This is a genomic window from Clostridium sp. BIOML-A1 (assembly GCF_009874105.1).
Classification (GTDB): Bacteria; Bacillota; Clostridia; order Lachnospirales; family Lachnospiraceae; genus Coprococcus.
This window is the reverse complement of record NZ_WWTL01000015.1, coordinates 42091-68665: the sequence shown is the minus strand read 5'-3', so window position 1 is coordinate 68665 and position 26575 is coordinate 42091. Positions and strand designations below refer to the sequence as shown.

General features: G+C 44.3%; 36 protein-coding genes. 29 read left to right on the top strand and 7 right to left on the bottom strand.

Annotated elements, in window-relative coordinates:
* Positions 1-513 precede the first annotated feature (513 nt).
* The 4 genes from GT641_RS11580 to GT641_RS11565 are packed head-to-tail and all read left to right on the top strand — an operon-like array spanning position 514 to position 5540.
* On the top strand, positions 514-1788 hold the full coding sequence (locus GT641_RS11580; RefSeq protein WP_008401535.1) for a glutamate-5-semialdehyde dehydrogenase: 1275 nt from the start codon (positions 514-516) through the stop codon (positions 1786-1788).
* A 38-nt stretch (positions 1789-1826) separates the two neighbouring features.
* Complete coding sequence (iorA, locus tag GT641_RS11575; RefSeq protein WP_161117628.1) at positions 1827-3695, top strand: indolepyruvate ferredoxin oxidoreductase subunit alpha; 1869 nt, start codon at positions 1827-1829, stop codon at positions 3693-3695.
* Positions 3695-4267, top strand: coding sequence for an indolepyruvate oxidoreductase subunit beta (locus tag GT641_RS11570; RefSeq protein ID WP_008401537.1), 573 nt, complete (start codon positions 3695-3697; stop codon positions 4265-4267). The genes iorA and GT641_RS11570 overlap by 1 nt, the downstream gene beginning before the upstream one ends.
* Positions 4268-4304: 37 nt before the next feature.
* On the top strand, positions 4305-5540 hold the full coding sequence (locus tag GT641_RS11565; protein ID WP_161117627.1) for a phenylacetate--CoA ligase: 1236 nt from the start codon (positions 4305-4307) through the stop codon (positions 5538-5540).
* Positions 5541-5599: 59 nt separating this feature from the next.
* Here the strand turns inward: GT641_RS11565 and GT641_RS11560 are convergent, their stop codons facing one another.
* Entirely contained in the window at positions 5600-6196 is a 597-nt protein-coding gene (locus tag GT641_RS11560; protein ID WP_161117626.1) for a cytidylate kinase-like family protein, read from the bottom strand.
* Between the two features lie 33 nt (positions 6197-6229).
* Positions 6230-7591, bottom strand: a complete 1362-nt coding sequence (locus tag GT641_RS11555) for an SLC13 family permease (RefSeq protein WP_008401541.1) — start codon at positions 7589-7591, stop codon at positions 6230-6232.
* Positions 7592-7925: 334 nt separating this feature from the next.
* Between GT641_RS11555 and tgt the strand changes: the two genes are divergently transcribed.
* Positions 7926-9059 carry a tRNA guanosine(34) transglycosylase Tgt gene (gene tgt / locus GT641_RS11550; RefSeq protein WP_008401543.1) on the top strand — a complete coding sequence of 378 codons (1134 nt, stop codon included), beginning with the start codon at positions 7926-7928 and terminating at the stop codon, positions 9057-9059.
* Between the two features lie 12 nt (positions 9060-9071).
* Positions 9072-9428 (top strand): preprotein translocase subunit YajC, encoded by a 357-nt coding sequence (yajC, locus tag GT641_RS11545; RefSeq protein ID WP_008401544.1) that lies wholly within the window; start codon positions 9072-9074, stop codon positions 9426-9428.
* An 88-nt stretch (positions 9429-9516) separates the two neighbouring features.
* Here yajC and GT641_RS11540 read toward each other — a convergent pair whose 3' ends face one another.
* Positions 9517-10389: a PHP domain-containing protein gene (locus GT641_RS11540; protein WP_161117625.1), complete on the bottom strand. Its 873-nt coding sequence runs from the start codon at positions 10387-10389 to the stop codon at positions 9517-9519.
* Positions 10390-10640: 251 nt separating this feature from the next.
* On the opposite strand from GT641_RS11540, the gene GT641_RS11535 reads away from it, so the two are divergent.
* Positions 10641-11348, top strand: a complete 708-nt coding sequence (locus GT641_RS11535) for a nitrogen-fixing protein NifU (RefSeq protein ID WP_008401546.1) — start codon at positions 10641-10643, stop codon at positions 11346-11348.
* Positions 11349-11368: 20 nt separating this feature from the next.
* Positions 11369-12379 carry a GGGtGRT protein gene (locus GT641_RS11530; RefSeq protein WP_161117624.1) on the top strand — a complete coding sequence of 337 codons (1011 nt, stop codon included), beginning with the start codon at positions 11369-11371 and terminating at the stop codon, positions 12377-12379.
* A 228-nt stretch (positions 12380-12607) separates the two neighbouring features.
* Here GT641_RS11530 and GT641_RS11525 read toward each other — a convergent pair whose 3' ends face one another.
* From GT641_RS11525 to GT641_RS11505, 4 genes are all read right to left on the bottom strand, one after another.
* On the bottom strand, positions 12608-13738 hold the full coding sequence (locus GT641_RS11525; RefSeq protein ID WP_161117623.1) for a tyrosine-type recombinase/integrase: 1131 nt from the start codon (positions 13736-13738) through the stop codon (positions 12608-12610).
* A complete protein-coding gene (locus tag GT641_RS11520; protein WP_161117622.1) occupies positions 13725-14300 on the bottom strand; it encodes a hypothetical protein in 576 nt (191 codons plus the stop codon). Before GT641_RS11520 ends, GT641_RS11525 begins: the two co-directional genes overlap by 14 nt.
* Positions 14301-14593: 293 nt before the next feature.
* Positions 14594-14887: a hypothetical protein gene (locus GT641_RS11510; RefSeq protein ID WP_012742978.1), complete on the bottom strand. Its 294-nt coding sequence runs from the start codon at positions 14885-14887 to the stop codon at positions 14594-14596.
* A 41-nt stretch (positions 14888-14928) separates the two neighbouring features.
* Positions 14929-15294 (bottom strand): helix-turn-helix domain-containing protein, encoded by a 366-nt coding sequence (locus tag GT641_RS11505; protein WP_012742976.1) that lies wholly within the window; start codon positions 15292-15294, stop codon positions 14929-14931.
* A 241-nt stretch (positions 15295-15535) separates the two neighbouring features.
* Between GT641_RS11505 and GT641_RS11500 the strand changes: the two genes are divergently transcribed.
* From GT641_RS11500 to GT641_RS11400, 21 genes are all read left to right on the top strand, one after another.
* Positions 15536-15952, top strand: coding sequence for a helix-turn-helix transcriptional regulator (locus tag GT641_RS11500; RefSeq protein WP_161117620.1), 417 nt, complete (start codon positions 15536-15538; stop codon positions 15950-15952).
* 28 nt (positions 15953-15980) lie between these two features.
* Complete coding sequence (locus GT641_RS11495; protein WP_161117619.1) at positions 15981-16475, top strand: helix-turn-helix transcriptional regulator; 495 nt, start codon at positions 15981-15983, stop codon at positions 16473-16475.
* A gap of 30 nt (positions 16476-16505) precedes the next feature.
* Complete coding sequence (locus GT641_RS11490) at positions 16506-17114, top strand: cell wall hydrolase (protein ID WP_041254101.1); 609 nt, start codon at positions 16506-16508, stop codon at positions 17112-17114.
* 14 nt (positions 17115-17128) lie between these two features.
* The gene (locus GT641_RS11485) at positions 17129-17428 is read left to right on the top strand and encodes a hypothetical protein (protein WP_161117618.1); all 300 of its coding nucleotides are present in this window, start codon (positions 17129-17131) and stop codon (positions 17426-17428) included.
* Positions 17429-17596: 168 nt separating this feature from the next.
* Positions 17597-17827, top strand: coding sequence for a hypothetical protein (locus GT641_RS11480; protein WP_243143757.1), 231 nt, complete (start codon positions 17597-17599; stop codon positions 17825-17827).
* 1 nt (position 17828) lies between these two features.
* On the top strand, positions 17829-18737 hold the full coding sequence (locus GT641_RS11475; protein WP_012742969.1) for a recombinase RecT: 909 nt from the start codon (positions 17829-17831) through the stop codon (positions 18735-18737).
* Positions 18738-18748: 11 nt separating this feature from the next.
* On the top strand, positions 18749-19546 hold the full coding sequence (locus GT641_RS11470; protein ID WP_161117616.1) for a PD-(D/E)XK nuclease-like domain-containing protein: 798 nt from the start codon (positions 18749-18751) through the stop codon (positions 19544-19546).
* Positions 19547-19565: 19 nt separating this feature from the next.
* Positions 19566-20345 (top strand): phage replisome organizer N-terminal domain-containing protein, encoded by a 780-nt coding sequence (locus tag GT641_RS11465; protein ID WP_161117615.1) that lies wholly within the window; start codon positions 19566-19568, stop codon positions 20343-20345.
* Positions 20346-20347: 2 nt separating this feature from the next.
* Positions 20348-21202: an ATP-binding protein gene (locus GT641_RS11460; protein ID WP_161117614.1), complete on the top strand. Its 855-nt coding sequence runs from the start codon at positions 20348-20350 to the stop codon at positions 21200-21202.
* Positions 21203-21206: 4 nt separating this feature from the next.
* Entirely contained in the window at positions 21207-21476 is a 270-nt protein-coding gene (locus GT641_RS11455; protein ID WP_117483421.1) for a hypothetical protein, read from the top strand.
* Positions 21477-21486: 10 nt separating this feature from the next.
* The gene (locus tag GT641_RS11450) at positions 21487-21936 is read left to right on the top strand and encodes a RusA family crossover junction endodeoxyribonuclease (protein WP_161117613.1); all 450 of its coding nucleotides are present in this window, start codon (positions 21487-21489) and stop codon (positions 21934-21936) included.
* Between the two features lie 10 nt (positions 21937-21946).
* Positions 21947-23071 (top strand): DUF1351 domain-containing protein, encoded by a 1125-nt coding sequence (locus GT641_RS11445; protein ID WP_161117612.1) that lies wholly within the window; start codon positions 21947-21949, stop codon positions 23069-23071.
* Positions 23071-23739, top strand: coding sequence for a hypothetical protein (locus tag GT641_RS11440; RefSeq protein WP_161117611.1), 669 nt, complete (start codon positions 23071-23073; stop codon positions 23737-23739). The genes GT641_RS11445 and GT641_RS11440 overlap by 1 nt, the downstream gene beginning before the upstream one ends.
* Before the next feature lie 2 nt (positions 23740-23741).
* Complete coding sequence (locus GT641_RS11435) at positions 23742-24053, top strand: hypothetical protein (RefSeq protein WP_161117610.1); 312 nt, start codon at positions 23742-23744, stop codon at positions 24051-24053.
* 9 nt (positions 24054-24062) lie between these two features.
* A complete protein-coding gene (locus GT641_RS11430) occupies positions 24063-24287 on the top strand; it encodes a hypothetical protein (RefSeq protein WP_161117609.1) in 225 nt (74 codons plus the stop codon).
* Between the two features lie 5 nt (positions 24288-24292).
* Entirely contained in the window at positions 24293-24592 is a 300-nt protein-coding gene (locus GT641_RS11425) for a hypothetical protein (RefSeq protein WP_161117608.1), read from the top strand.
* A gap of 5 nt (positions 24593-24597) precedes the next feature.
* Positions 24598-24855: a hypothetical protein gene (locus GT641_RS11420; RefSeq protein ID WP_161117607.1), complete on the top strand. Its 258-nt coding sequence runs from the start codon at positions 24598-24600 to the stop codon at positions 24853-24855.
* A gap of 11 nt (positions 24856-24866) precedes the next feature.
* On the top strand, positions 24867-25157 hold the full coding sequence (locus GT641_RS11415) for a hypothetical protein (protein WP_161117606.1): 291 nt from the start codon (positions 24867-24869) through the stop codon (positions 25155-25157).
* A gap of 10 nt (positions 25158-25167) precedes the next feature.
* Positions 25168-25428 (top strand): hypothetical protein, encoded by a 261-nt coding sequence (locus GT641_RS11410; protein WP_161117605.1) that lies wholly within the window; start codon positions 25168-25170, stop codon positions 25426-25428.
* A gap of 60 nt (positions 25429-25488) precedes the next feature.
* Positions 25489-25695, top strand: coding sequence for a hypothetical protein (locus GT641_RS11405; RefSeq protein WP_012742957.1), 207 nt, complete (start codon positions 25489-25491; stop codon positions 25693-25695).
* An 89-nt stretch (positions 25696-25784) separates the two neighbouring features.
* On the top strand, positions 25785-26381 hold the full coding sequence (locus tag GT641_RS11400; RefSeq protein WP_161117604.1) for a MerR family transcriptional regulator: 597 nt from the start codon (positions 25785-25787) through the stop codon (positions 26379-26381).
* Positions 26382-26575 lie beyond the last annotated feature (194 nt).

Below are 26575 nucleotides of genomic sequence, written 5' to 3'. Positions count from 1 at the left end.
TGTAAGTGCGGTAACGCATTCAGCTGACAGATACTAATAGGTCGAAGACTTATCCTGAGAGGTTCGAAAGATAAGCGAGAAAGAGATTGGAAAAGATGAAGTCGCAAGACTTTCTGTATGAAATTCTGAAGGTACATGAAATAGTTTAAAAAAAGAAAGCGTCAAAACGCTTTCTTTTTTTGTTTATAAATATTAATTTGAAATATGAAATAATCATTCTGTACCTCATAAAAGATTGTAAAATATAAAAATTAAAAAGCAACGGCATGTTATTCTTAGATAGCCGGATATTGAAGGCTGTTATGGTATATAAAAACTGATATAATGGTAAAAGATTATGTATTTTTATTGCAATTATATACATAAATCTATAAAATAGATATGGTGAATCATACATAAACTGTGTGAAAAAGGGTATTATTCTGATATATTATATCAGATAAATAAGAACAATAATTACAGATGTATTGTAATAGGAAGGAACGATAATAGCAGGCAGCTATTGAAAAAGGTATGGGAATAAAAGAAGAAACAATAAAAATGAAAGCGGCAGCACCTTATCTGGCAGCTTCCTCTGTAGAACAGAGAAATAAAGCACTTCTAATGGTTGCAGAGAATTTAAGGGCAAATGCGGCAAAGATTTTTGAAGAGAATAAACGAGATCTGGCAGCGGCAGAAGAAGATCATATTGCACAGGCAGTGAAGAAACGCTTGAAGTTTGATGAGGGAAAACTAAGAGATGTTATAAAAGGAATTGAGCAGTTAGTTGCTCTGCCTGACCCATTAGGGAAGGTGACATTAAAACGCCAGTTGGATGAGGGATTAGTTCTGAATCGTGTCAGCTGTCCGATTGGTGTTATCGGAGTTATTTTTGAAGCAAGACCGGATGCACTTGTTCAGATATCATCTCTTTGTATTAAGAGTGGAAATTGTGCGATACTAAAGGGTGGTAGGGAGACAACATATACCAATCGTATCCTGTTTCAGATTATACATGATAGTATAATAGATGCAGGGTTGCCGGCAGATTGTATGCTTCAGGCAGAGCAGCACAGTGAGATTGATGAACTTCTGTCGTGTCATGAGACGGTTGACCTTCTGATACCGAGAGGATCGAACAGTTTCGTTCAGTATATTATGAATCATACAAAGATTCCTGTTATGGGACATGCAGATGGAATCTGTCATATTTATGTAGATAGAGATTATGATCCAAATAAAGCGATTCCGATTATTATCGATGCAAAGACCCAGTATACAGCAGCATGTAATGCAGTGGAAACTTTGTTAATCCATAGAGATATAGCAGGAAAATTTCTTCCGGTTCTTGCAAAAGCATTAAAGGAAAATGGAATTACGCTTCGTGGAACAAAGGAAGTAACAGATCTGATTGGCGGAGAGACAATCGGTGAACAGGAGTTCAAAGAATATCTGGATCTGATTGTTTCTGTTAAGATTGTAGATACGGTAAATGATGCGATCGCACATATCAATAAATACGGTTCCCATCATACAGACAGTATCATTACCGAAAATGCGGAAACTGCAGAATTATTTATGCAGATGGTAGATTCTGCCGGAGTTTATCAGAATTGTTCAACTAGGTTTGCGGATGGTTTCCGTTATGGTTTTGGTGCAGAGGTTGGAATCAGTACAGGAAAGATCCACGCAAGAGGTCCGGTTGGTCTGGAAGGGCTTGTTACTTATAAATACAAGCTGTTTGGATGTGGACAGATTGTAGATGATTATGCAACAGGAAAGAAAGAATTTCATTTTAAAGATTTATAATAAAAATTATTCACAAGATTATTACAGGAGTTAGAAAGATGCATAAGGAATTTCGAATGGGAAATGAAGCAATTGCGCTTGGGGCAATTGCTGCCGGGGTAAATTTGATTTCCGGATATCCGGGAACGCCATCGACAGAGGTACTTGAGACGGTTGCAAAGAACAGAACAAATGACTGTTATGTAGAATGGTCGGTTAACGAGAAGGTTGCCATGGAGGTAGCAGCCGGTGCTGCTTATTCAGGAGCGAGAGTTATGGTAACAATGAAGCAGGTCGGATTAAATGTGGCATCTGATCCGTTGATGAGTCTGGAGTATGTGGGAGTAAAAGGCGGTATGGTGATTCTGGTTGCCGACGATCCGGGGCCGATCTCATCACAGACAGAACAGGATACGCGGACATTTGCAGCATTTTCAAAGGTTCCATGCTTTGATCCTACATCGGCACAGGAAGCTTATGAAATGGTACAGGAGGCCTTTGAGTACTCGGAAAAATATAAAACACCTGTATTCTTAAGACCGACAACAAGAGTGTGTCATGGATATGCAACGATTGAAGTAAAGGATGCGGCAGAATACAAAAAGAATGAATCGGAAGGATTTGTGAAAGATTCCAAACGGTGGGTTATTTTCCCGAAGCTGTCCTTTCAGGCACATCGTAATATTGAAAAGCGAAATGTCGAGCTGGGGGATGCCTTTTCTGAATATGACAGAAATGTTGTGAGCAGGAAGATAGAGACAAGATTTGGTATTGCAACCGGTGGAATCAATTATACATATACAATGGAAGCCCTGGGAGACGATGCAGAAAAAATAGCGATATTTAAAGTAGCGACCCCATTTCCGTTCCCGGAGCGAAAAGCAGTTGAATATCTGGAACAGTTAGATGCGGTTTTATGTGTGGAAGAATTAGATCCGGTGATCGAACGTGCGCTTACCTATATAGCGGGCAAATATCATCTCCCGGTAAAGATCTATGGTAAGCTGACCGGTCATGTAGCAGCCTCAGGTGAGAACACGATTGACAGTGTAAAGGACAGTATCACACAGTTCTTATTGGATCAGGGTATTGCAGTAGACCGGTACAAGGCGCTTACCGCAGGTGAAAAGAACAATCAGTCGGAAGAGTTGGCAGAGATGCCGGAGCTTCCGGTACGTCCACCTGTATTATGTGCAGGTTGTCCTCATCGTGCTTCCTTTTATGATGTAAAATGCGCTATGAAGGGAAAGAAGACAATCTTTTGTGGAGATATCGGATGTTATACACTTGGAAATGCCATGCCGCTTGATATGGTTGACACTTGTCTGTGTATGGGCGCAGGGCTTGGAATTGCGCAGGGTGTTTATCATACAGAACCGGATACGACATGTTTTGCATTTGTTGGAGATTCTACATTCTTCGCGTCAGCAATTCCCGGCGTCGTAAATGCGGTTTATAATCAGGCAGATATGACATTGATCGTTCTTGATAATTCCACGACGGCTATGACAGGACACCAGCCACATCCTGGAACCGGACATACGATGATGGGAGATATTGTAAATAAGATTGATATTGTTGGTATCTTAAAGGGAATTGGTCTTAAGACAGTAGAGACGATCAATCCATTTGAGCATGAAGCAGCGGTACAGACAGTTGCGCGTGTTGCAGCAGAACCGGGTGTGAAGGCAATTATTTTCAAATCTCCATGTATAGCCATTACGAAGTCGTCCAGATGTATGCATATAGATACAGATGCATGTATAGGTTGCCAGAAATGTATCAGAGAGATCGGCTGTCCGGCACTTTACGCATTTGAAGGCAAGGTTTGTATCGATGAAAGTCTCTGTACAGGATGTACTTTGTGCAGCCAACTCTGCCCGGTACATGCAATCGGGGACGGACAAGAAGAAAGGGGGCAGGCATAATGAATAAGAATATTATTCTGTGTGGTGTCGGTGGACAGGGAACAGTGCTTGCATCCAAGCTGATCGCAGCCGCAGCTATGGAGAAAGGAATCCCGGTTATGAGTGCGGAAACGATCGGTATGGCACAGCGCGGAGGAAGCGTATTCAGCCACGTAAGAATGGGTGAAAATCTGTATTCACCAATGATAGCAAAAGGAACAGCAGATATGATCCTGGGATTTGAACCGGGAGAAACGGTGCGGATGCTTCCTTATCTGAAAAAAAACGGAGCAGTTGTCGTCAGCAATCGTGCGGTTATGCCGGTTACAGCATCGCTGGCGAAGACCGGTTATAACGGAGCATCTATGATCGAATATCTGAAGACACAGGTAGATCAGGTTTTGGTGATCGATACAGATCAGGCATGTGAAACTCTTGGGTCTGCAAAGGTGTTAAATGTCTTGATGCTGGGAGCCGCAATCTCGACCGGTATGCTTGGACTTGAAAAAGAAGATATCAAACAGGCTTTGATAAAAAGATTGCCGGAAAAATTACATGAGCTGAATTTCAGAGCACTTGATTATATACAATAAAAATATTTTATAAAATAGAAAGTTTGGAGGATAAATAATGGAGATTTCAGAGTTACAGATCAGTCAGGTCAATAAACAGATCGAAGCATTGATTAAGGCTGAAAGTTTTTATGGAAAGAAGCTGGAGGAAGCAGGAATTACAAGAATTTCGACACCGGAGGATTTTAAGAAGCTTCCATTTTCAGAAAAAAAAGACCTGAGAGATGCATATCCACTTGGTTTAATGACAGCACCGGAAAGTGAGATCGTTCGTATCCATTCATCATCAGGAACAACAGGACTTCCGGTTATTATTCCATACACAGCAAAGGATGTAGATGACTGGGCAATCATGTTCAAGCGTTGTTATGAGCTTGCAGGTATCACGAATATGGATCGTATTCAGATCACACCGGGATATGGACTCTGGACGGCAGGAATCGGCTTCCAGAATGGAGCAGAGAAGTTGGGTGCTATGGTCATACCTATGGGACCGGGAAATACGGATAAACAGCTTCAGATGATGCAGGACATGAAATCTACTGTCCTTTGTTCGACGTCTTCCTATGCACTTCTTCTTGCAGAGGAGATCGAGAAACGTGGTATCAAAGATAAGATTTGCCTGAAGAAGGGTGTGATCGGTTCTGAACGCTGGGGCGAAAGGATGAGAAAACGTATCTCAGAGGAACTGGGAATTGAATTATATGACATCTATGGTTTGACAGAGATCTATGGACCGGGTATCGGAATCAGCTGTAAATATGACAACGGTATGCATTACTGGGATGATTATATCTATATCGAGATTCTTGATCCTGTAACCTTAGAGCCGGTTCCGGATGGCGAAATGGGTGAGATTGTTATAACAACGCTTGTAAAAGAGGGTGCACCTCTGATTCGTTATCGTACACATGATCTTTCAAGAATTATTCCGGGAGATTGCCCATGTGGATGCAAGCATCCAAGGTTAGGTGTGATTATGGGAAGAACGGATGATATGATGAAGATTAAAGGTGTAAATGTATTCCCAAGCCAGATTGAAGAAGTATTGAAGGAGTTCCCTGAATTATCAAGTGAATATCAGATTCGCATCTCCCATCTGGATGGAAAAGATACAATGAGAATCTATGTAGAGACGGATGGAAGCGTAGATTTCGTAGAGTTATCTAAGCGTATTGCAGAGAGAGTAAAGAGTCGGATTGGATTTACCCCACTTGTTAAGGTTGTAGAGATTGGGGTGCTTCCAAGAAGTGAGAAGAAGACAAAACGTGTAATTGACGAGAGATATGAATAAAGCAGAAAGCCGGATATGATATTTCATACCCGGCTTTGTTTTTATCAGTAAATTAGGAATTACAGATCAAATTTTGTTTTTACAAAATCTTCAATGATATCGGCGGTCTTTTTGAAGCCCAGGACGGTTGAATTGATCGTCATATCATAGTTCTTACTGTTGCCCCATTCCATATCAGTGTGATCCTTGTAATATGTTTTTCTGTTACGGTCATGACGTTTGATCGTAGCTTCAGCATCACGTTGGGATAACTGCTTGGTTTCCATAGTACGCTGTAACTTTGCTTCGTTATCAGCAACAATAAAGAATGAAGCTACACAATCCATATCCTTTAATATATAGTCGGCACATCTGCCAACAATTACAAAGGATTCTCCGGATGCTGCCTTTTCTTTTATAAAATCGAACTGAAGACCGGCAAGAATCTCTTCCGGAGAATTGCTGTATCCCTGAACGGTACGAGAGAACAGATATTTTCTAGGTGACTCATCATAGTCTTTAATATTATCTGTATCAAAATTATTCTGTTTTGCAACTTCTTCAATTAGATTACGATTGTAATATGGGACATTAAAACGTTTTGCAATGTCCTGAGCAATTACATGTCCGCCACTTCCATATTCACGACCGATTGTGATAATAACCTGTTTGTCCATATTTTATAACCTCCCTAAAAATATGTAAGTTTCTTAGAAGACGCTGTTATATCGAATAAATACACCGAGTGTACAAATGATCATAACAAGAATAGTAGCAGGAGCCATCTTCTTACAATATTCGCCCCATCCGACCGGATGACCTGCTTTAGCAGCTACTGAAGTACCAACAACATTTGCGGAAGCACCGATAGGCGTTGCATTTCCACCAATATCTGTACCAATGGCTAATGAATAGGCAAGGACGGCAAGAACCCCACCATTACCTGCTGCAAGTTCTTTGATAACAGGAACCATAGTAGCAGCAAATGGAACATTATCGATAAAGGCACTGCAGATAGCTGAGAGCCAGATGATAATAGCAACCATGATATACATATTTCCACCGCTGACGTTTTTGATGAATTTTGCAATGACTTCCAGAATACCGGTCTGCTCCAAACCACCAACGACAACAAATAAACCAATAAAGAATAAGAGTGTCTTGTAATCAATCTTCTTTAAAAGTTCCAGTCCATGTCTGCCGGAACAGATCAGTGTGATTATAGCTATTATAACACCAATCGCAGCAACTGTCAGCCCTGTCTGTGTCTGTGTAAGAAGCAGAACAACAGAAAGCAGGAAAATAACACAGCTGAAGATAAATCCGGATTTGTCTGTAATTGCTTCTGAAGGACTTGGTATTGTTGAGGTATCAACCCCACCTTCATTTTGCTTTAATTCCTTATGAAAAGCAAGATAAAAATAGACAATCATAATTACCAGTGAAATAAGAACAAATACACCTGTATTTGTCAGGAAATCAAAGAATGAAAATCCAAGTGAGGTACCGATGATAATGTTTGGTGGATCACCACAGACGGTAGCAGTTCCACCGAGGTTGGAGCAGAAGACTTCTGCCAAGATCATTGGAACCGGATTGAATTTTAATAATTGTGAGAGTTCTACTGTTACAGCTGCAAGGAACAGAATAACTGTGATACTTGCAATGAACATAGAAAGAAATGCTGACAGGATCATAAAGGTGATCAGAATCGGAACAATTCTGTATCGTACAAGCTTTGCAATCAGCATGCAGAGCCATGTAAAGAAACCTGCACGTTTCATACCTTCAACCATGACCATCATACCGGCGATAAAAATAATGGTCGCCCAGCTGATACCGTTGGAATCTTCAGATGCTTGTCCAACTGTATGCCAAAAGCTGGTTGTAAAAATGCTTTTAACGTTTAACACTTCCATGATAGCCTGTCCACTGTGCAGACAGATACCAAGGACAAAGATGATGGTGAGTAATCCACAGCCCAGCGTTATAAGATAATGTTCGATCTTATCAAGAACGATCAGCACAAACATAGCCAGGAAGATGGTTACTGCTAAGATGGATGCTAACATGTTTCCTCCTTCTTGAGAGATACCTGAAAATCATAATGGTAGTATCTCTTCTTATTTATAATATTTTTTTTCCGTTTATCATTATAGGAAGATTGCACAAAAAGTCAATATTTTTCGGTAAAGGTTCGGTAAAGGACGATGAAAATTGATAAAAAACAAGTAAATATGACTAAAAATAGAGTGAGTAAATAAAAAATAGTCATTATATTTGGTACAAATATTACAATTTTCAACCGTATTGTGGATAGGAATAAAATTAATAAGAAGAAACTGTTGCATTTCCGTTCAGACTGGGGCATTATAGAGAAAGAATATTAAAGGAGAATGAGTAATTATGTATAAAATTATTTGTAAAGATGGCAGAGCAAAAAGAGCTACCTTTACGACTGTTCATGGTACAGTGGAAACTCCTGTATTCATGAATGTGGGAACTGCTGCTGCGATCAAAGGCGCAGTTGCTACGACAGATCTGAAAGAAATCGGCTGTCAGATTGAATTATCAAACACCTATCATTTACATGTAAGACCGGGTGATGAGGTTGTGAAGAAAATGGGCGGTTTACATAAGTTTATGTATTGGGATCGTCCGATTCTTACGGATTCCGGCGGATTTCAGGTGTTCTCGCTTGCAGGACTTCGAAAGATTAAAGAAGAAGGCGTTACATTTAACTCGCATGTAGATGGACGCAAGATATTCATGGGACCGGAGGAAAGTATGCAGATCCAGTCTAATCTTGCATCTACGATCGCAATGGCGTTTGACGAGTGTGCACCTGCAAAGGCGGAACGTTCTTATGTGGAGAATTCGGTTGCCAGAACCTATCGTTGGCTGGAGCGCTGTAAGGCAGAGATGACACGTTTAAACAGCCTGCCGGATACGATCAATAAGGAACAGATGCTATTCGGAATCAATCAGGGCGCAGTATATGAGGATATTCGTATTGACCATGCAAAAAGAATTGCGGAGCTGGATCTGCCGGGGTATGCTATTGGTGGATTGGCTGTTGGAGAGACAGCGGAGGAAATGTATCATATTCTGGATGTAACCGTGCCATATCTTCCTGAGAATAAGCCGGTTTATCTGATGGGTGTCGGAACGCCGATCAATATACTCGAAGCAGTTGACCGTGGTGTGGATTTCTTTGACTGTGTATATCCATCCAGAAACGGACGACACGCACATGTATACACAAAACATGGAAAACTGAATCTGAAGAATGCAAAATATGAGACAGATGACAGACCGATTGAAGAAGGCTGCGGATGTCCGGCATGTCAGCATTACAGCAGAGGTTATATCAGACATCTGTTAAAGGCAAATGAAATGCTTGGTATGAGATTTTGCGTCTTGCATAATTTGTATTTTTATAATAATATGATGAAAGAGATTAGACAGGCTATCGAAGAAGGCTCATATGCATCGTATAAAAAGTCTATGATAGAGAGTTTAACATCAAATGAAGTTTAGAAGGAGAATATTATGAACACATTAGGAATGGTTTTAAGCGGTAGTACACCAGCAAATACAGGTAGCAGCACAATGTTTATCGTTGTATATATCCTGATCTTTGCTGCAATTATCTACTTCATGATGATCCGTCCACAGAAGAAGCAGAAGGCTAAGACAGAGGAAATGCATAACCAGATGGAACCGGGTGACAATATTATGACAACCAGTGGTTTCTATGGCACAATCCTTGATATTGTAGATGACACAACTATCATTGTTGAGTTTGGTAATAACAAGAACTGTCGTATTCCAATGCATAAGAATGCAGTTGCTGAGCTTGAAAAGAAGAATGCAGCAGTAGTGGAAGAAGATAAGGAAAAGAAATAAAGAATATCTTTTTAGATAAGAAGATGTCAGAACAGAAAAATCTCCATGTTCAGTAGAAAATCTGAATATGGAGATTTTTTTCTGTTCTTCAAAAAAGATGCGCTTTTATATTGTCCAGAATTCCGGTGGTGATCCGCATACCGCCGCGACCGGTTCCGAGAGAGATGTCTGGTTTGATCACACCGTGGAAATCCGTACCGCCGGAGACAAACAAGTCATGTCTGTCTGCGATCGCTCGGAGCTTTCCGCTCTCATAGGAATTATTAGAAGAATGATAAGCTTCTAAGCCCTTTAACCCAAGTGGTTTCAGATAGTCCAGTAATTCCTCAATCTGGTTATAACCAAGCTTATAGAGTAATGGATGTGCGAGAACTGCACATTTGCCATATTGGTTGATGATCGAGAGAGCACGTTCACATGTGACCTCCGGTTTCGGAAGATAGTATCTGCATTTTTCGCCAAGGTATTTTTTAAATGCCTGATCCTTGTTCTTGACAATGCCGTCCTCAATCAGAACTCTTGCAAAATGCGCACGGGTAATGACTGTATCCGGATTTCCCTCTTGAAGTTTTTCAATGGTCATATCGATGCCGTCACGCTGAAACAGCTTGCACATTTCCACATTTCGATTAAAACGTGCATCTTTTAAAGCGTTCAATTCAGCAAGAAGTCCGGGATTGGTATAGTCCATATAGAAGCCCAGAATATGGATCTCGCGTGAACCATAGTTGCACGAAAGTTCGATACCGGGAATCAATTCCATAGGGAGAGAATCCTGTGTATCCGGGACCGGCTGATGATTTTCCATGAACCGGATTGCTTCCGGGACTCCATCAACCGTATCGTGGTCGGTGATCGCCAGAGCGGCAAGTCCCTTATCAAGAGCCATCTGGCACACTTCAGATGGAGTAAAAGAACCATCCGAAGCAGTTGTATGGACATGTAGATCTATAAAACGCATATGTATTCCTCTTTTCTTTATACAATGTAGGATTGGTTTACCGAAATCTAAAAAGATAAAAGCAAACCAAAATAATTATAATATGAATCTAAAAACATGGCAAATTTTTAGACAAACTTATTGATATTTTTTATTAATTGGTATAGACTTAATTGACGGTTTATGAGAAAATATGTCTGATGGTTACGAAAAAAGAATAGATATTCATAACCGCTTTAAGCAGATTTTCATATTTCGAAAGGAGATTCACAATGATTTATTCACAGGAAGTTGAAAACATGTGCCCAGTTGGACAGGGCGTACATCATGGATGTGCTCCAATTCCAGAAGAAGCAAAATGGGTACAGGCAAAAGAAGTAAAGGATATTTCAGGCTTTACACATGGTATTGGCTGGTGTGCACCACAGCAGGGTGCCTGCAAGCTGACATTAAATGTTAAGGAAGGAATTATTCAGGAAGCATTAGTTGAGACAGTTGGATGTTCAGGTATGACTCATTCAGCAGCTATGGCAGCAGAGATCCTTCCGGGACTTACAGTTATGGAAGCTCTTAACACAGACCTTGTTTGTGATGCTATCAACACAGCTATGAGAGAGTTATTCTTACAGATCGTATATGGTCGTTCACAGAGCGCATTTTCAGAGGACGGACTTGCTATTGGTGCCGGACTTGAAGATCTTGGTAAGGGACTTCGTTCACAGGTTGGTACTATGTACGGTACATTAAAGAAGGGTCCTAGATATCTTGAGATGGCTGAAGGATATGTAAATGCTATCGCTCTTGATGAAGAGGGTATGATCATTGGATATAAATTCGTTAACCTTGGTAAGATGACTGATTTCATTAAGAAGGGTGATGACCCTAACACAGCTTATGAGAAGTCATGTGGACAGTATGGACGTGTTGCAGATGCAGTTAAACTCATCGACCCACGTACAGACAAAGAGATTGAGAAATAATAGAAGGAGGTAACGATATAATGGCATTATTTGAATCATATGAAAGAAGAATCAAACAGATCAATGAAGTATTAAACAGCTACGGTATCTCCTCAATCGAAGAGGCAGAGAAGATCACAAAGGATGCTGGTTTAGACGTATACAATCAGGTAAAGAGCATTCAGCCTATTTGTTTTGAGAATGCATGCTGGGCATACACAGTAGGTGCAGCAATCGCAATCAAGAAGAACTGCAGAAAGGCTTCAGAAGCTGCAGCAGCAATCGGTGAAGGCCTTCAGTCATTCTGTATCCCAGGTTCAGTTGCTGATACACGTAAGGTTGGTCTTGGACATGGTAACCTTGGTAAGATGTTACTGGAAGAAGAGACAAAGTGCTTCTGTTTCTTAGCAGGACATGAGTCATTTGCAGCAGCAGAAGGTGCGATCGGTATCGCAGAGAAAGCTAACAAAGTTCGTAAAGAGCCACTTCGTGTTATCTTAAACGGTCTTGGTAAGGACGCTGCTCAGATTATTTCAAGAATTAACGGTTTCACATTTGTTGAGACTGAGTATGATCCATATACAAACACAGTTAAAGAAGTATTCAGAAAGTCTTACTCAGAAGGACTTCGTGCAAAGGTTAACTGCTATGGTGCGAACTCTGTACCAGAAGGTGTTGCTATCATGCACAAAGAGGGTGTTGATGTATCTATCACCGGTAACTCAACAAACCCAACTCGTTTCCAGCATCCGGTAGCTGGTACTTACAAGAAGGAATGTAACGAGTTAGGAAAGAAGTACTTCTCAGTTGCTTCAGGTGGTGGTACAGGTCGTACACTTCACCCAGATAACATGGCAGCAGGTCCTGCTTCCTACGGTATGACAGATACACTTGGACGTATGCACAGTGACGCTCAGTTCGCTGGTTCATCATCCGTACCTGCTCATGTAGAAATGATGGGTCTGATCGGTGCTGGTAACAACCCTATGGTTGGTATGACAGTTGCTGTAGCTGTTTCTGTTGAGGAAGCAGCCGAGGCTGGTAAGTTCTAAATAGACTTTACAAATTGAAAAGATGTTAAACCCAGGAAGTACCGTAATCACAGTGATTGCGGTACTTTTTTGGTACCCGGAAGTGGAAAAATGAAATTTGGTGTGAGATGGTGTAAAAAGTGGTGAAAACGGGAAAGTAGGAAACCGGTAGGTAACAAGTAGGAAACACGAAGAAGGTAACACTTTTTTGACTATCTGCAGAAAACGGAAATACCGCAACCACGAGGGTTACGGTATCTTTTCAAGTTCGGCTCTGAGCCATTCTAAGTCACGGTCTGTATAAGCTGCCTCTGTTATGTCGGTGATTCTGTGACCGACAAGTTTTTTGATTGTGTATTCGTCAACCTCGGCTTTCTTTGCCATGGTGATGAATGTCATTCGAGGGTCATGCGGTCGATGATCGTCTCTGAGTTTGAGAGCGGCGATCACTTTATCGAAACGGCCGGCATATTTGTCGTAGGTAATTGCCATGCCGCCCTTCGGAGAATCCGGATCATTAAAGAGCCGGTGGCTTCCAAGTTCAAGGGCATAGTCGTAGTTTTTCTTAACCAGGTCAAATATTTTTGGGTGGATAGGCACCATACGGTGTCGCCCAGCCTGTGTTTTCATACCACCGACAATATAGCGTTCGTCAAGATGTACGTCCTCTAGTTCCAGTATGGCGAGTTCTTGCGGCCGCCATCCCATGTAGCACTGTATGAGAACCCAGTCCACGAACCGGATTTTGCCGACGTTATCCCAAAGTGTCTGCATTTCTGAGTCCTGGAAGATGATGTGGCCGCGTTTTGCTTCTTCCTTTTCTTTGATGATGTCGTCCGACAGTTCAAATGTGCGGGCGTAGTTCTTATCAACAAGCTCATATTCGAGCGCATAGTCCAGCATTAAATTAAACATAGACTTGATCCGGGATTTTGTGCCTGCAGACGCAAGCACCTTTTCGCCCTTATTGGCTCCACGTGAAGGAATAATGTAGCCATTTTCCATTATGCCCTTGATGTGGCGGGCACGAAGGTCCTTAACACGCATCCCGGCAATGGCGTGGCAGTAACTCCACGCTGACTTAATGGTACGGCAGGATGATTCGCTTTCCAGGGTAGGAAAGTAAGCTGCAGTCCATTTGTCGTAGAGTTCCGCCAGGGTCATAGCGGCATTTTGTATATCGTAAGGATTAGCTCCGTACTCAGCGAGTGCCTGCAGAGCTTCCTTCTTAGTCTTGAATGTCCCAAGAGGAACACGGTTCTGTACGGTCTTTCCGGTCTGTTCGTCCGTGATCCAGCCGAGAGTAACACGGGCCAGGTACGGCTTACGCCTGTTGCCGGAAAGTTTGGTTACGCTGCCGTAACCGTTAGGTAGTTTCATCCGGTAACCTTACTGATTCCACAGCCGCAGGCAGGCCAGCGAAATCCACTTTTGCTGGTTCAAGTTTGAGGAGGGAAGAGAGCGTGATTGTTTTTTGCTCCGGCACCTTCTCATTAAGAACCGAGGTAGGTAGAACATAAAAGTCCCAGTAGTCGAGATCAAGAATTGAAACATCTCGTGTACGAGCGGTAAAGACGCAGAACACATACAAATCACTGTTACGCATAGCCATAGAGGCGTAGGTAGCTCCATCCCAGGCAAATTTCTTTGCAATGTCGAAGCTAATCTGTGAGAATACATCTTCCGGAGTCCACGCCTGCAGATAAGCAGACGACTTGACCTCGATCCGGAGACCGGAAGGAGAAGTAAGGTCGAACGGTAACCAGTCGGCACGTGCGACATCTTTTGTTTCCAGGGCAGAGTGTACGAGAAATTCGGCAAGCACTCCACGGTGGGTATTGTTGAGCAGATCAGAATACGCCCAACGCCAAAAATCCTGCAGCATGATAGAAGTATCTGAACCGTGCAGGGTAAATGGTTCATTGCCGTTTAGTTGTTCCATGGTTTCCTCCGTATCTTTCCAGGAGCGTCCATAGGACACGCTTATCGTCGCTGGAAGCGACGGAATACAAGGACACGAGTATTTTATCCTCCGGGACATTATGCAGTCCAAGAAGGTAATCTACGGACACATCGAGGGCATCAGCTAGTAGAACGACATTATCGACGGTCGGTGTTCGCAGTCCGTTGAGGTAGCGTGAGATTGTAGCGGCAGTCACACCGGAAAGAACGGCAAGGTCGTTACCGTTCAAGTGGCGTTCCTGCATACAATGTGAAAGACGCTCTGAGAATTTGTTAATATCCATAGGCGTAACCGGAGATACCGGTACCACGTATGGAACAGTCTAAAAGTTTCTTGCACTCAGAGTCCGTAAGCGGACCGTATGAGTGAACCAATCCGAACAACTGCAGGTCAGTGAGCATAAGCCGGTGCTGCAGGTGCCGGATCTTTGCTACGACACCGTAGGAGCGGTTCCTGGTGCCGTGATTGCAACTGTCACAAAAAGAGGAGAGATAAAGAAGCAATGCAGCGGCATCGTTCCCGGACCTCTCCTCATTGCGTGCCAGCTCAAAGTATTTGTTATTCATAGGCACATCTCCTCAGTACCGGTCGTAAAGTCGGTACCATTCTAAACTGATAATCTTTTTTCTTTGTCGAGGTATTTCTGAGACTCTGTATAGGCTTTCAGAAATCCCTTGAGCTCCCCGATAAACTCAAATTGTTTGTTCTGTGGCAATGCCCGGTACAGTTCGAGAAGTTCGTCCTCTTCTGCAGTGGTGAGCTTGCGGGCAGGAGCCTCTTCGCCGGTCAATAGGTAATGAACTGACACGCCCAGGAAGTCTGCAATCGGTTTGATGTATTTCGCTGGCGGGTCGCTATTGCGAGTTTTCCAGGTAGACATCGTAGATGTCCGAATGCCGAGGCGGTCGCACAGATCAGTAGCCTTTTTGTCCGTTTTTTCAAGGGTTTCAGTGATTCTTTCGATGATTTCCATAGGCAACCTCCGTGGTAAAAATAATACGCAAATAAGAGTAAAAACATTTACAAACTCGCAGATACGTGCTATAATAAATACATGAAATACAAAACAACTCAAAGTTGCGAGCCGAGAGATTGTGCTTGTATTTCGTGCGTCTGTTTGCGAGTTTGTAAAGAGGTTTACTTACATTATAGCACGCAAATCAGAAAAGATAAATAGTTTTTACACAAATGCGAGAAAGGAGTGAAACGCAAGCATGAAGCAGGAAACATCACAGTGGGGCAAAGCTGTTAAAAAAGCAGTAATCGACCACGATATGACATTGAAGCAGCTGGCCGAAAAAATCGGTTACAGCAATGCTACTGTTTCCCAGGTAGTCAACGGCAGATATTCCAATTCGAGTTACAAGGTAATCGCTGAGAAGATCAACGAAGTGCTTGGAACGGAAGGACTGCCGGAGAGAACCGAAACACCGTCCGATGAATGGTGTCAGACAGTGAAGGTGGAACTGGTAAAACAGAGCATGACCGTCAATGAGCTGGCGAAGCAGCTGGATGTCTCCAGGGATCGGCTGTCACTGGTAATTAACGGCAAGATGATGAACAAAGCAATCGTAAGCGGGGTGAATAACCTGCTCGGAATCAACCTGGTCGCTGTTCCAGCTGATAAGTAAATTATAGCGGAAGGGTAGGTAACAAGAAATGGGAAGAGGCCCTACAAACGAGAACACAAATATGTATTTCCAGGCCAGGAAAAAGGCGGCAACGTACAACGAGAGGCTATGGAGCCGTGAAGGAGCTGCAGAACTGTTGGGAATATCGGTTTCGACATTGGCAGATTATGAGCTTGGCAACACGAAGGTTGTCCCGGTGGACAAGGTGGTGCTTATGGCTGACCTCTACAACGCCCCGGAATTGATTACTGGGTACTGTATGCGAGAATGCCCGGTACACGGATTCCTACCACTGGCAACCGAAGAAAAAAGTTTAGAAGGAATTGCACTAAGGCTTTTGCAGAACTTCAATGAGGATTCATTGAAGAATATGCGAGACAGTCTGATCGAGATAACTGCAGATGGAAAAATCACAAAGGATGAATTACCAGCCTTGGAAAAAATCATCGGGCAGCTCGAAAAGATGGCAGAGGTAATAAGCGAAATGAAAATTGCCGGAGAGAAGTATTTGAACGGCAAGTAAGCCGGAGCAACGCCGGAAAGGAGTTCAGAATTGAAGAAAGCAAGTAAGCGAAGAATATTGTTTGCGGCAAGAATGGCAACGATGGTCGGAGCTGCCTGTTTTGCAGTAAGTGGCATTTCAGAAACGCTCGGGCAGGAGAAAGAAAAAAGCCGGCCGGTCTACATAGCCACAGAGGAAGTGGCAGAGACGACGTATATGCCGGAGGTCGAAGAGACAACGCAACCAACGGAGACAGCAAAGGCAGTTGAGACAGAAGAACCGTTGATTGCAAGTATGGATTGGGACAAGGACGATTCTTACCTGCTATGCAAGATAGCAATGGCCGAAGCTGAGAGCGAAGGCGTGAAAGGAAAGGCACTGGTTATGCTGGTAGTCCTCAACAGAGTTTGGAGCAATGAGTTCCCGGACACAATCGAGGAAGTGATTTTTCAGAAGAACCAGTTCAGTCCAGTTGCAAACGGAAGATACGATGCAGTAGAGCCGGACGAGGAGTGTTACGAAGCATTGAAGCTGATCCAGGTAGACCATTGGAACGAAAGCCAGGATGCTTTGTATTTTGAGAGCAAGAGCGACAGTAAGTGGCACAGCGAGAATTTGGAATTTCTTTTCAAGTACGGCAAGCACTACTTCTATAAGTGAAAGGAACAGGCGGTATGAGAAGATTTAGAAAGAAAGTCAGAAGATTTGTGAGACTGTATTGGTTTTGGGTAAGCCTGGGACTGGCCCTCACAAAAGTATCGGTTGAAGCAGCGTACATCGAGAGAGGATATAAAGCCTACGGCGGCGAGTGGCTGGTTTTACCAGTGGTGATGATCGTCGGATATTTTGTAAATGAGGCGAGAATGTACCTGCCGGACTTCATTGAAGAATGGAGAGAGGAGAAAGCCTATGAGCGAAGAGCTGCAGAAAATTGTAGACGAGTACAGAGAGAAAGAAATTCACATCTCAGATGAAGAGGCTGAGCAAATCTTATGGTTGTGCAACCGGAAGATGGATATATGCAAGATTGAGAACAGAGAGGAATACCTGCCGTTGTTATTCAAGGACGAGGTTAAGAACTATCTGTTCAGATGCTCGGTAAATGCTACGACGTTTTTGAGAAGATTGGAGGCAGAAGGAATATGTGTGCAGAATGCGGTATGAACCCATGCCATCCAAGATGCCCGAACGCACCGGAGCCGGTACCGGTTCACGAATGTGTGAAATGCGGGTATGGAATCCTGGCAGGAGATAAGTTTTGGGATTCTCCGGAAGGGAAGATTTGTGAAGAATGCGTGGATGATATGAGCGCAGAAGAAATATTAAAGTTGTGTGGCGAAAGCCTCACGGAAGCAGAAAAGGAGGAAAGGTAGTATGGCAGAACAGAATGCAGTGGCAACACAGCAGGGAACGCAGTTAAGTGTAGCAGCGCAGGTTAAGAGCATGATTTCCCAGGACGCAGTAAAGAAGAAATTTACGGAAGTCTTAGGGCAGAAAGCACCACAGTTTTTAGCATCCATTACGAATGTGGTTGCTGGATCAGCACAGTTAAAGAAATGCCCGGCAACAACGATCATGAGCGCAGCGTTTGTAGCAGCAACCTACGATTTGCCGATTGACAGCAATTTAGGGTTTGCGGCAATCGTGCCTTACAACAACAATAAGTACAATCCGCAGACGAGACAGTGGGAGAAACATCCGGAAGCACAGTTTCAGATGATGTACAAGGGATTTATCCAGCTGGCGATCCGCTCCGGATATTATGAAAAGATGAACTGCTCGGTTGTCTATAAGGACGAGCTGGTTTCATACAATCCGATTACCGGAGAGGTTGAGTTTGTGACGGATTTCTCGAAGTGTACGCAGAGAGCCGAAGGAAAATCGGAGAACATCGCTGGCTATTATGCCTGGTTTAAGTTATTAACCGGTTTCAGAAAAGAACTGTTTATGACAACGGCAGAGGTTGAGAACCATGCCCGCAAGTATTCGACAGCGTACAGATACGACTTGGAAAATAACAAGAAGGGCAGTAAGTGGACGACAGATTTTGAGGCAATGGCATTAAAGACGGTTATTAAGATGCTCCTCAGCAAGTGGGGTATTTTGTCAGTGGATATGCAGAGAGCAATCCAGGACGATCAGAAGGTTTACGACGAGGACGGCGAAGGAAGTTACGGTGACAACCAGCCAGACATCGTAGAGGCACAGGACCCGTTCGGTAATATCGAGCAGAAAGAAGAGGAACAGCAGATCGGCGGCTTAGATTTGGAAGAGGTTGAATAGGAGGAAGAAGAATGCAGCTGACATCAGAAAATTATTATAGCCAGGAGGCTAACAAGGAGTACATGAGCGTATCGGGGTACAAGGATTTTGCCGGAACCTACGGCAAGATGCCTTGCGAGTTCTACGGAATGGAGAAACTGAACGGACGCTGGGAGGATGAAAAGAGTACAGCACTGCTGGTAGGAAGCTATGTGGACAGTTATTTCGAGGGAAGCCTGGAACAGTTCAAAAAGGACAATCCGGAAATCTTCACTCAGAAGGGAGAGTTAAAGGCGAACTTCAAGCAGGCAGAAGAGATCATTGCACGTATTGAGCGAGACGAATACTTCATGAAGTATATGAGCGGTCAGAAGCAGGTCATTATGACAGGAGAATTGTTCGGAGCGAAGTGGAAGATCAAGATGGACTCATACATTCCGGGAGTGGCTATCGTTGATTTGAAGGTTATGGCATCCATTACGGATTTGAAGTGGGTAAAAGACATCGGCTACCTCGATTTTGTCCGTTACTGGGGTTACGACATCCAGGGTGCGGTCTACCAGGAAATCGTGAGACAGAATACAGGCGAGAAGTTGCCGTTCTTCATTGCAGGAGCAACGAAGCAGACAGAGCCGGACATCCGCATTATCCACGTAACAGACAACTATCTGCAGGAAGCGTTGCACATGGTAGAAATGAATATGCCGAGAATCCTCAGAGTTAAGAATGGAGAGGTTGAGCCGGACAGATGCGAATTGTGCGATTGCTGCAGACACAACAGAGTGTTAAAGAAGCCGATCTCGATTATGGACTTGACAGCAGGCATTTAAGGAGATAGGCGGTGACTGAATGGCAGACAACAGAAAATATTACTACCTAAAGCTGAAAGAGGACTTTTTCGACACGGACGAGATGAAGATTTTGGAGAGTATGAAGGATGGATATTTATACAGCAATATCCTGCTGAAACTCTATCTGAAAAGCCTGAGCAATTCCGGCAGGTTGATGTATAGAAATGTGATTCCGTACACGCCGGAAATCCTGGCAACTTTGACAGGGCACCAGGTAGGCACCGTCGAGAAAGCATTGGATGTATTCAAAAAGCTGGATTTAATCGAGATGCTCGATAACGGAGCAATTTACATGATGGATATTCAGAACTTCATCGGCCAGTCGTCCAGTGAGGCTGACAGGCAGAGAGAATATTACAACCGTATGAAGGCTGAGAAGGAAGCACTGGCAGGAGAAAGCACAGAAACGCCGGAACTTCCGGAGCCGAAAGAACCGGTACAGCCTGCAGAACAGAAGTCAAATAAGGCGATTGGTAATTACACCACGGATTTCGAGGAACTGTGGGAGGCATACCCGAGGAAGGTTGATAAAGGGCAGGCATACAAGAAGTATAAGGCCCGCCTGGAAGATGGCTTCTCCCACGAGCAGTTGTATGAAGCGGTAAAGAACTATGCGGCACAGTGTAAGAAGCAGAGAACAGAGACAATGTACATAAAGCATGGCAAGACATTCTTAGGAGAGTCAACGCCGTTCCTGGACTATCTGCCAAAGGACAAGCCGGTACAGAGCGAGGCAGAGTACGACGACAACGAGAATCCGTTCGGAAGGAGTGAGTGACGATGAATTTGGATTTGCAGAAGGTATTACCTGCAGAAGCATTCGAGACAGAGCAGAATGAGGGCGACTACATCGGCAAAGACGGACTGCTTTACTGTGGAGTCTGCAGAACCAAAAAGCAGACCAGGTTGCCAGCGTCGGATTTTACCGGCGGCAGGGAGATAATTGTTCCATGTATCTGTAAGTGCAAGGTTGAGGAGAACAAACGCAAGGAAGAGGAAGAAAAGAAGAGACAGGAAATGCAGCGCTTGGAAAGATTGAAAGCCAGCAGCCTTATGGACGCCAAGCTGAAAGCGGCAAGGCTGGACGGATACCAGGTGGACGGAGACAATCAGAAAATCTACAACCTCGCAGGCAATTACGTGAAAAGGTTTGACGAAATGTACGAGAAACGCCAAGGGTTGTTGTTTTGGGGGACGGTCGGAACCGGGAAGAGTTACACGGCCGCCTGCATTGCGAATGAGTTGCTGGATCAGATGATCCCGGTGGTTATGACATCATTCGTGAAGATACTGCAGAACATCCAGGGCAACCCCGACGAGGAAGAAAGAATAATGGCGGGACTGAATGCGGCAAAGCTGTTGATTATCGACGACCTGGGAGCAGAGAGAAGTACCGATTATGCGTTAGAGAAGGTGTACAACATCATCGACAGCAGGTATTTATCCGGAAAGCCGTTGATCCTCACTACGAATATGACATTGAAGGATATGCAGGAGTCAGAGGACATCCGATACAGACGTATCTATGACAGAATATTTGAGATGTGCTTTCCGGTAAGGTTTGCAGGCAGAAGTTGGAGAGAAAAGGCGGCGTCGAAGAGGTTCGATGCCATGAAGAATTTAATGGAGGAATGACAGCATGGGATTGATTAAGGTGGCAGAAATCAGCATTGACAAGCTGGAAGATCGCAAGACGGTTACGGCAATCCTGCACGAGAACGGTTATACCGTCGGGCCAGGAAAGAGAAAAAAGACAGAGACCGGAAAGCAGTTAGATTACTACTTGAAGGTGTATGTGGAGGAAGGCACAGATAAGGCAGAACTCTACAAAGCAACAAGCGGAAAAACGAAGGTGACAGCCAAGAAGGTGACGGATAAGATGTCGGCCGAGATTGGCGACAAGGCATAGGAGGCAGAAAGTGGATGAAGATATGAAGCAGATTCGTTTCACAATACCAGGACAGCCATTCGGGAAACAGAGACCGAAGTTTTCAAGAGCTGGGGCGTATGTTAAGACGTACACCCCGAAAGAGACCACCAGTTATGAAAACCTGGTGAAGCTGTTTTACAACGAAGCAGCCAAAGGAAAGATGTTTCCGGAAGGGGCAATGCTGGATGTAAGGATAATTGCATATTACGAAATTCCGAAGTCCACCAACAAGAAGAAGCGCAGGGAAATGTTGGAACACAGGATCAGACCAACCAAGAAGCCGGACTGGGATAATATCGGCAAGATTGTTTGCGACAGTCTAAACCTGGTAGCGTACCACGATGATTCGGCAGTCGTGGATGCACAGGTAAGGAAGTTTTACCCAGAAACGCCGAGGGTTGATGTGATGATAAAGGTCGTAGGACCGGATCAAATTTAGGAGGTAGACAATGGCAGGAATAAAGAAAACTGAAACAGTGGAAGCAGAAGTTGTTGAGACAGCGGTAGTACCGGCAGGGAAAATGGAGTTCAGACTGATTAACCCGACAGAGGATGGTTTCCTCAGACGCATTCAGTGGAACAAGGAAGAGTTGGAGGCTGCAGTAAGAGCCAAGATTGCTGGCTACGAGAATGTGGTTTACACAGAGGAAAACATTAAGGCAGCGAAGAATGACAGGGCAGAGCTGAACAAGCTCATTAAGGCTATTGAGGAGAGAAGAAAGCAGGTAAAGAACATCATCAATGAGCCTTATGCAGTGTTCGAGGCAGAGCTAAAGGAAATCACGGCACTTATCAATGAGCCGGTCGCACTGATCGACCAGCAGGTAAAGGCGTTCGAGGAGAAACAGAAGGAAGAAAAGAAAGCGGCTATCAAGGCTACCTACGATGAAAATATCGGAGATTTGGCCGAGGTATTGCCGTTTGAAAAGATTTTCGACAGCCGTTACCTTAATCAGACATATAAGCTGGCAACCGCACAGAAGGAAATCGTGGACAAGATCGACACGGTTAAGACAGATTTGGAGACTATCGACAGCCTGGATAGTAAGTATAAGCTGAATGCGAAGGATGTGTATATCAAGACCCTGGACCTCAGCAAGGCCCTGGCAGAGAACAAGAGGCTGGCAGACCTGGAAGAAAAACTGGAAGCGGACAAGCGCCGTAAGGCTGAGGAAGAGGCCGAGAGAAAACGCCAGGAAGAAATCCGCAAGCAGAAGGAAGCTGAGGAGCAGGCAAAGCGTGAGGCAGAAGAAGCGGAGCGTAAAGCGGCAGAAGCTAAGAAAGCACAGGAAGCCGCCGCAGAAGTCGAACAGACAGAACCTCAGTCCGAAATGGGTAAGGTGATTGAGTCTATTGAAAAATCGGCATTCGCCCAGGCAGTAGCCGGAGAAACGCAGGCGGCACCAGCGGCGCAGGTGGTTGATCCGTTTGCGCCAAAAGAAGAACCTGAGCAGGAAAAGAAGTACAGAGTACGTTTCTTTGCAGACGGAACTAAGGAGCAGCTGGGGAAACTGATTGCTTTTATGAATGAGAACAATATCAAATACGGCAAGATTGCAAAGGAGAGTAAGTGATGAATGATTTTGACAAGAAATTGGATTTCGACAGCAATACCTTCGAGAATATGAAGCACGATATGAATTTTGTTCTGCAGAGACTTCTTGGAAACATGATTGAGAAGCAGTCCAAAGAAGGAAGTATGACAATTAAGATTGACGTTACCATGGTGAAGGAATTTATCCCGAACTACGACCCGAATATCAAGGGAGAGTCCAGGGAGATTAGCAAGCCGCAGTTCAAGCACAAAGTCACATCTGCAGTAAAGATTACCGACGAGAAAGGCGGGAATCTCAATAACGAGATGGAGATGGTTATGGATGAAGAGACTGGTTGTTATGTATTACAGCCGATTGCGAACACCCAGCAGAGAACGATTTTTGATTCAGACTTCATGCAAGGTCAGAAGCAGGAAGGTGAAGGAAACGAGGATATTATCGACGGTACATACATCGATGCAGATGTAAGACCGGCGTTACCTGGACCGGCAGATGAAGAGAAGCCTGCGGAGACCGAGAAAACAGATACCCAACCTGCAGAAGAAACGCCGTCAGAAGAGAACAACGGAGAGCCGGGAGATACACCGGCCGAGGAACCTAACGAGGAAGAGCCGGAGGATATTACAGACGACATCCTGGGCGATGCAGACACAGAAGGTTACGATTACGAAGATCCGGAGGAGTAGATATGGGACTGATGAAACCAAGAGTGAGCAGTTATGTGGACAGAGGCAATGAATTGATTGCAAAGGGCAAGACCAAGCAGGCAATGAACCTGGTGAGCCACGGCCTGCAGTATTACTCAGAGAGGGTTATCGACAGCATATCTCCATACGCCAAGAACGACGCGGGACTGATAGTTTTAGTCCTGCGCCACCTGGCAGATGAAGTCGAGAAGAACAACCCAGGAGCAAAGGAACTGGCGGCTGGCATGGAGAAGTGCGTAGGCAAACCTTCCCTGCAGGAGATTGAGAGAATTAAGAAATCGAACAGAAAGTAAGGAGACAGAATGAATACACCGGAGAGTGATATGGAGCAGATGAAATTTGCGAGAGAATGGGTAAGAGCGCACGCTGCAAAGAAGATGGCAAAGTATGAGAAAAAGCTGAGAAGAGCCGCAAAGGATTTCTTCGGGCATCCGGTAGCAATCGCATATTTGAAGCCTGGCGTGATGTTTGAAATCAAAGATACCGGAGAAAAGGCAAAGATTGTAGCGGACGAAGAGAAAGGATAAATGACATGGCAAGAGGTTTCTTATACGTGTATGAGCGGATATACAAAGGAGAGACTGAGATGCAGACTGAGTTCCGGAAGATACCGGTCAACGGTAAGCGAACCTCAGTGGCAGATCAGAAGAGAGTCCGGAAGATTATCTCAGATAACGCACATAGAATAGCGCAGGAATGCTCGGTGCTGGTGAGCTATCCCAAAATGAGAATTGAGGGTACTGCAGTCAACTTGGGAGACGTGCATATAATGCTCCCGGACTGCAGGATCATCAGCATTGAGGAATTGAAGAAAATTGAAGGGGGGGGGTGAAATAGGTGCGAAGGCACAAAGAGACCGAAGAGGAAGCGGTAAAGAGGCGGCAACAAACGTATGGATGCAATGGAAAGTGCTGCGATAGAGTAATTGATCCGGAAACAGGCGAAGGGCAGTATTTCATATGTGGTGGCATAGATACCTGCGACGAAACAAGGGTAGGCGAGTTTATAGGAACGGTAGGAGCAGTATTGTTTATCGTCCTGGCACCGATCATGCTTATAGCAGGAGTTGCAGCCTTGATATGGTTGAACATATAGGAGGGAAGAAGATGATTTCAGAAATGGTCGAAACCAGGGACAGAATACAAAACGAATTTTATGAGGAATTTGAAAATATGTCTCAAAAGTTCATAGGAAAACCGATTGACGCAAGCGTACTTTATACACTTGAAAGATATATGGAGGCCGTGGCTCAAAGAATATCCGCTGAGAATGGAGTACACATTATTTCGGGCAAGGTCAGAGCTAACATATCCGGAACGGTGATGGTAGAAGAGCCTGAAATAGAGATGGCAGATGGAAGCACACGAAAACTGTCAGAATGGTTCGACGGACTGTAGGAGGCGGATGATGAATTGCAAAAATTGTACAAAACGTAAAGGCGACTGCGGGCATCACTTCATAGACGGCGATGAACATATACATTATGACATCCCGGCAGAAAGCTCCTGTGACAGATATGGAGATTGCTCGTTCTACACCGAAAGAAGGAGTAGGTTTCAAATACAGATAGACTTGCTGAATGAAAAAGACATAGAGCTGGCAGATTTGAACGTCGGCGTATTGAGAGAAGCACTGGAATGTGCATTAAAAAACGAAAGAAAGGAGTGATAAAATCCCATGAGGTCCCATGATCCGTTCGGGACTTGCAGGAACTGCGGGTGTCATATTATGTGGGTTAAGACAAAGGCTGGAAAGAATATGCCGGTAGACCCTACGATGATCAGCTACCGCAGACCAGGAGCAGGAGTGAAGGCGAAGGAGAAGATAGTTACGCCGGAAGGCGAGGTCGTATGCGCTGATAAGGTATCATCCGAGAGTGCAGAAGGCTTTGGCTACATATCACACTTTGCCACCTGCAAGGCAAGAAACCGTTGAGAAAAAGAAAAGCCGCCCCTTTGGCAGGAACGACTCGTGACTGAGAATATTATACTCGCATATGCGAGAAAAGTCAAGGAGGCGACATTATGGCAACGGAGAATAAGGAGAAGGAAAAGGGCGAAGCAATCTTCCCCCTAACGCAGGAACAGATCAACCAAATAGCTGCTATCGGTGCCAAGGAAGGCGTAAGGGCATACAAGGAAGAGCAGAAGAAGGAAGAACGTAGGAGAAAGAAGGAAGATAGCAAAGTCAGAAAGACAAAGAAACTGCTCAGCTCATACAGAAGAATCAAGGCGACATTATCGGATGGAGAGCAGTTCACTCCGGAGGAGCAGGCAGAACTGAGATGGAAGTTCATTGAGGACCTTATGGGAAACACAAGAGAGATAGCAGGAAAGTCCGAGAGGACAATCAAAGATACGGAGCGCAAGCGTGAAGAGGATTTATACTGCGTGTTCCGGATAGAAAAAGCGACCGAAATGTACCGTGAGGAGTGCGAAAAGAGCGGAAGCGAAGAGGCGAAGCGTCGTTATAGGGAGTTAAGCATGATGTACCTGGACGAAAAACCTTACACGGTGCAGGAGATTTCGGAAGTAGAAAACATAAGCGATAAGACCGTCTACAAGGACATAGGAATAGCTTGTGGCATTGTGGCTATTTACTTACTGGGCGCGGATTTCTAAACGCTCCCTGTGGCTGTAAAACAACCTGGTAGAAAATGAGTAGGTTGCATAAAGAATTACCAAGTGGTAATATGCTAATTAGCCGATAACCCAAATGTCACCCCTAAAAATAGCCAGTTGTATTTCTTCCCAACGGCAGGCACGGCAGGGCGAAATCCCTGCCAGTTAGCCGAAGAGGAAATATGAACAATCGG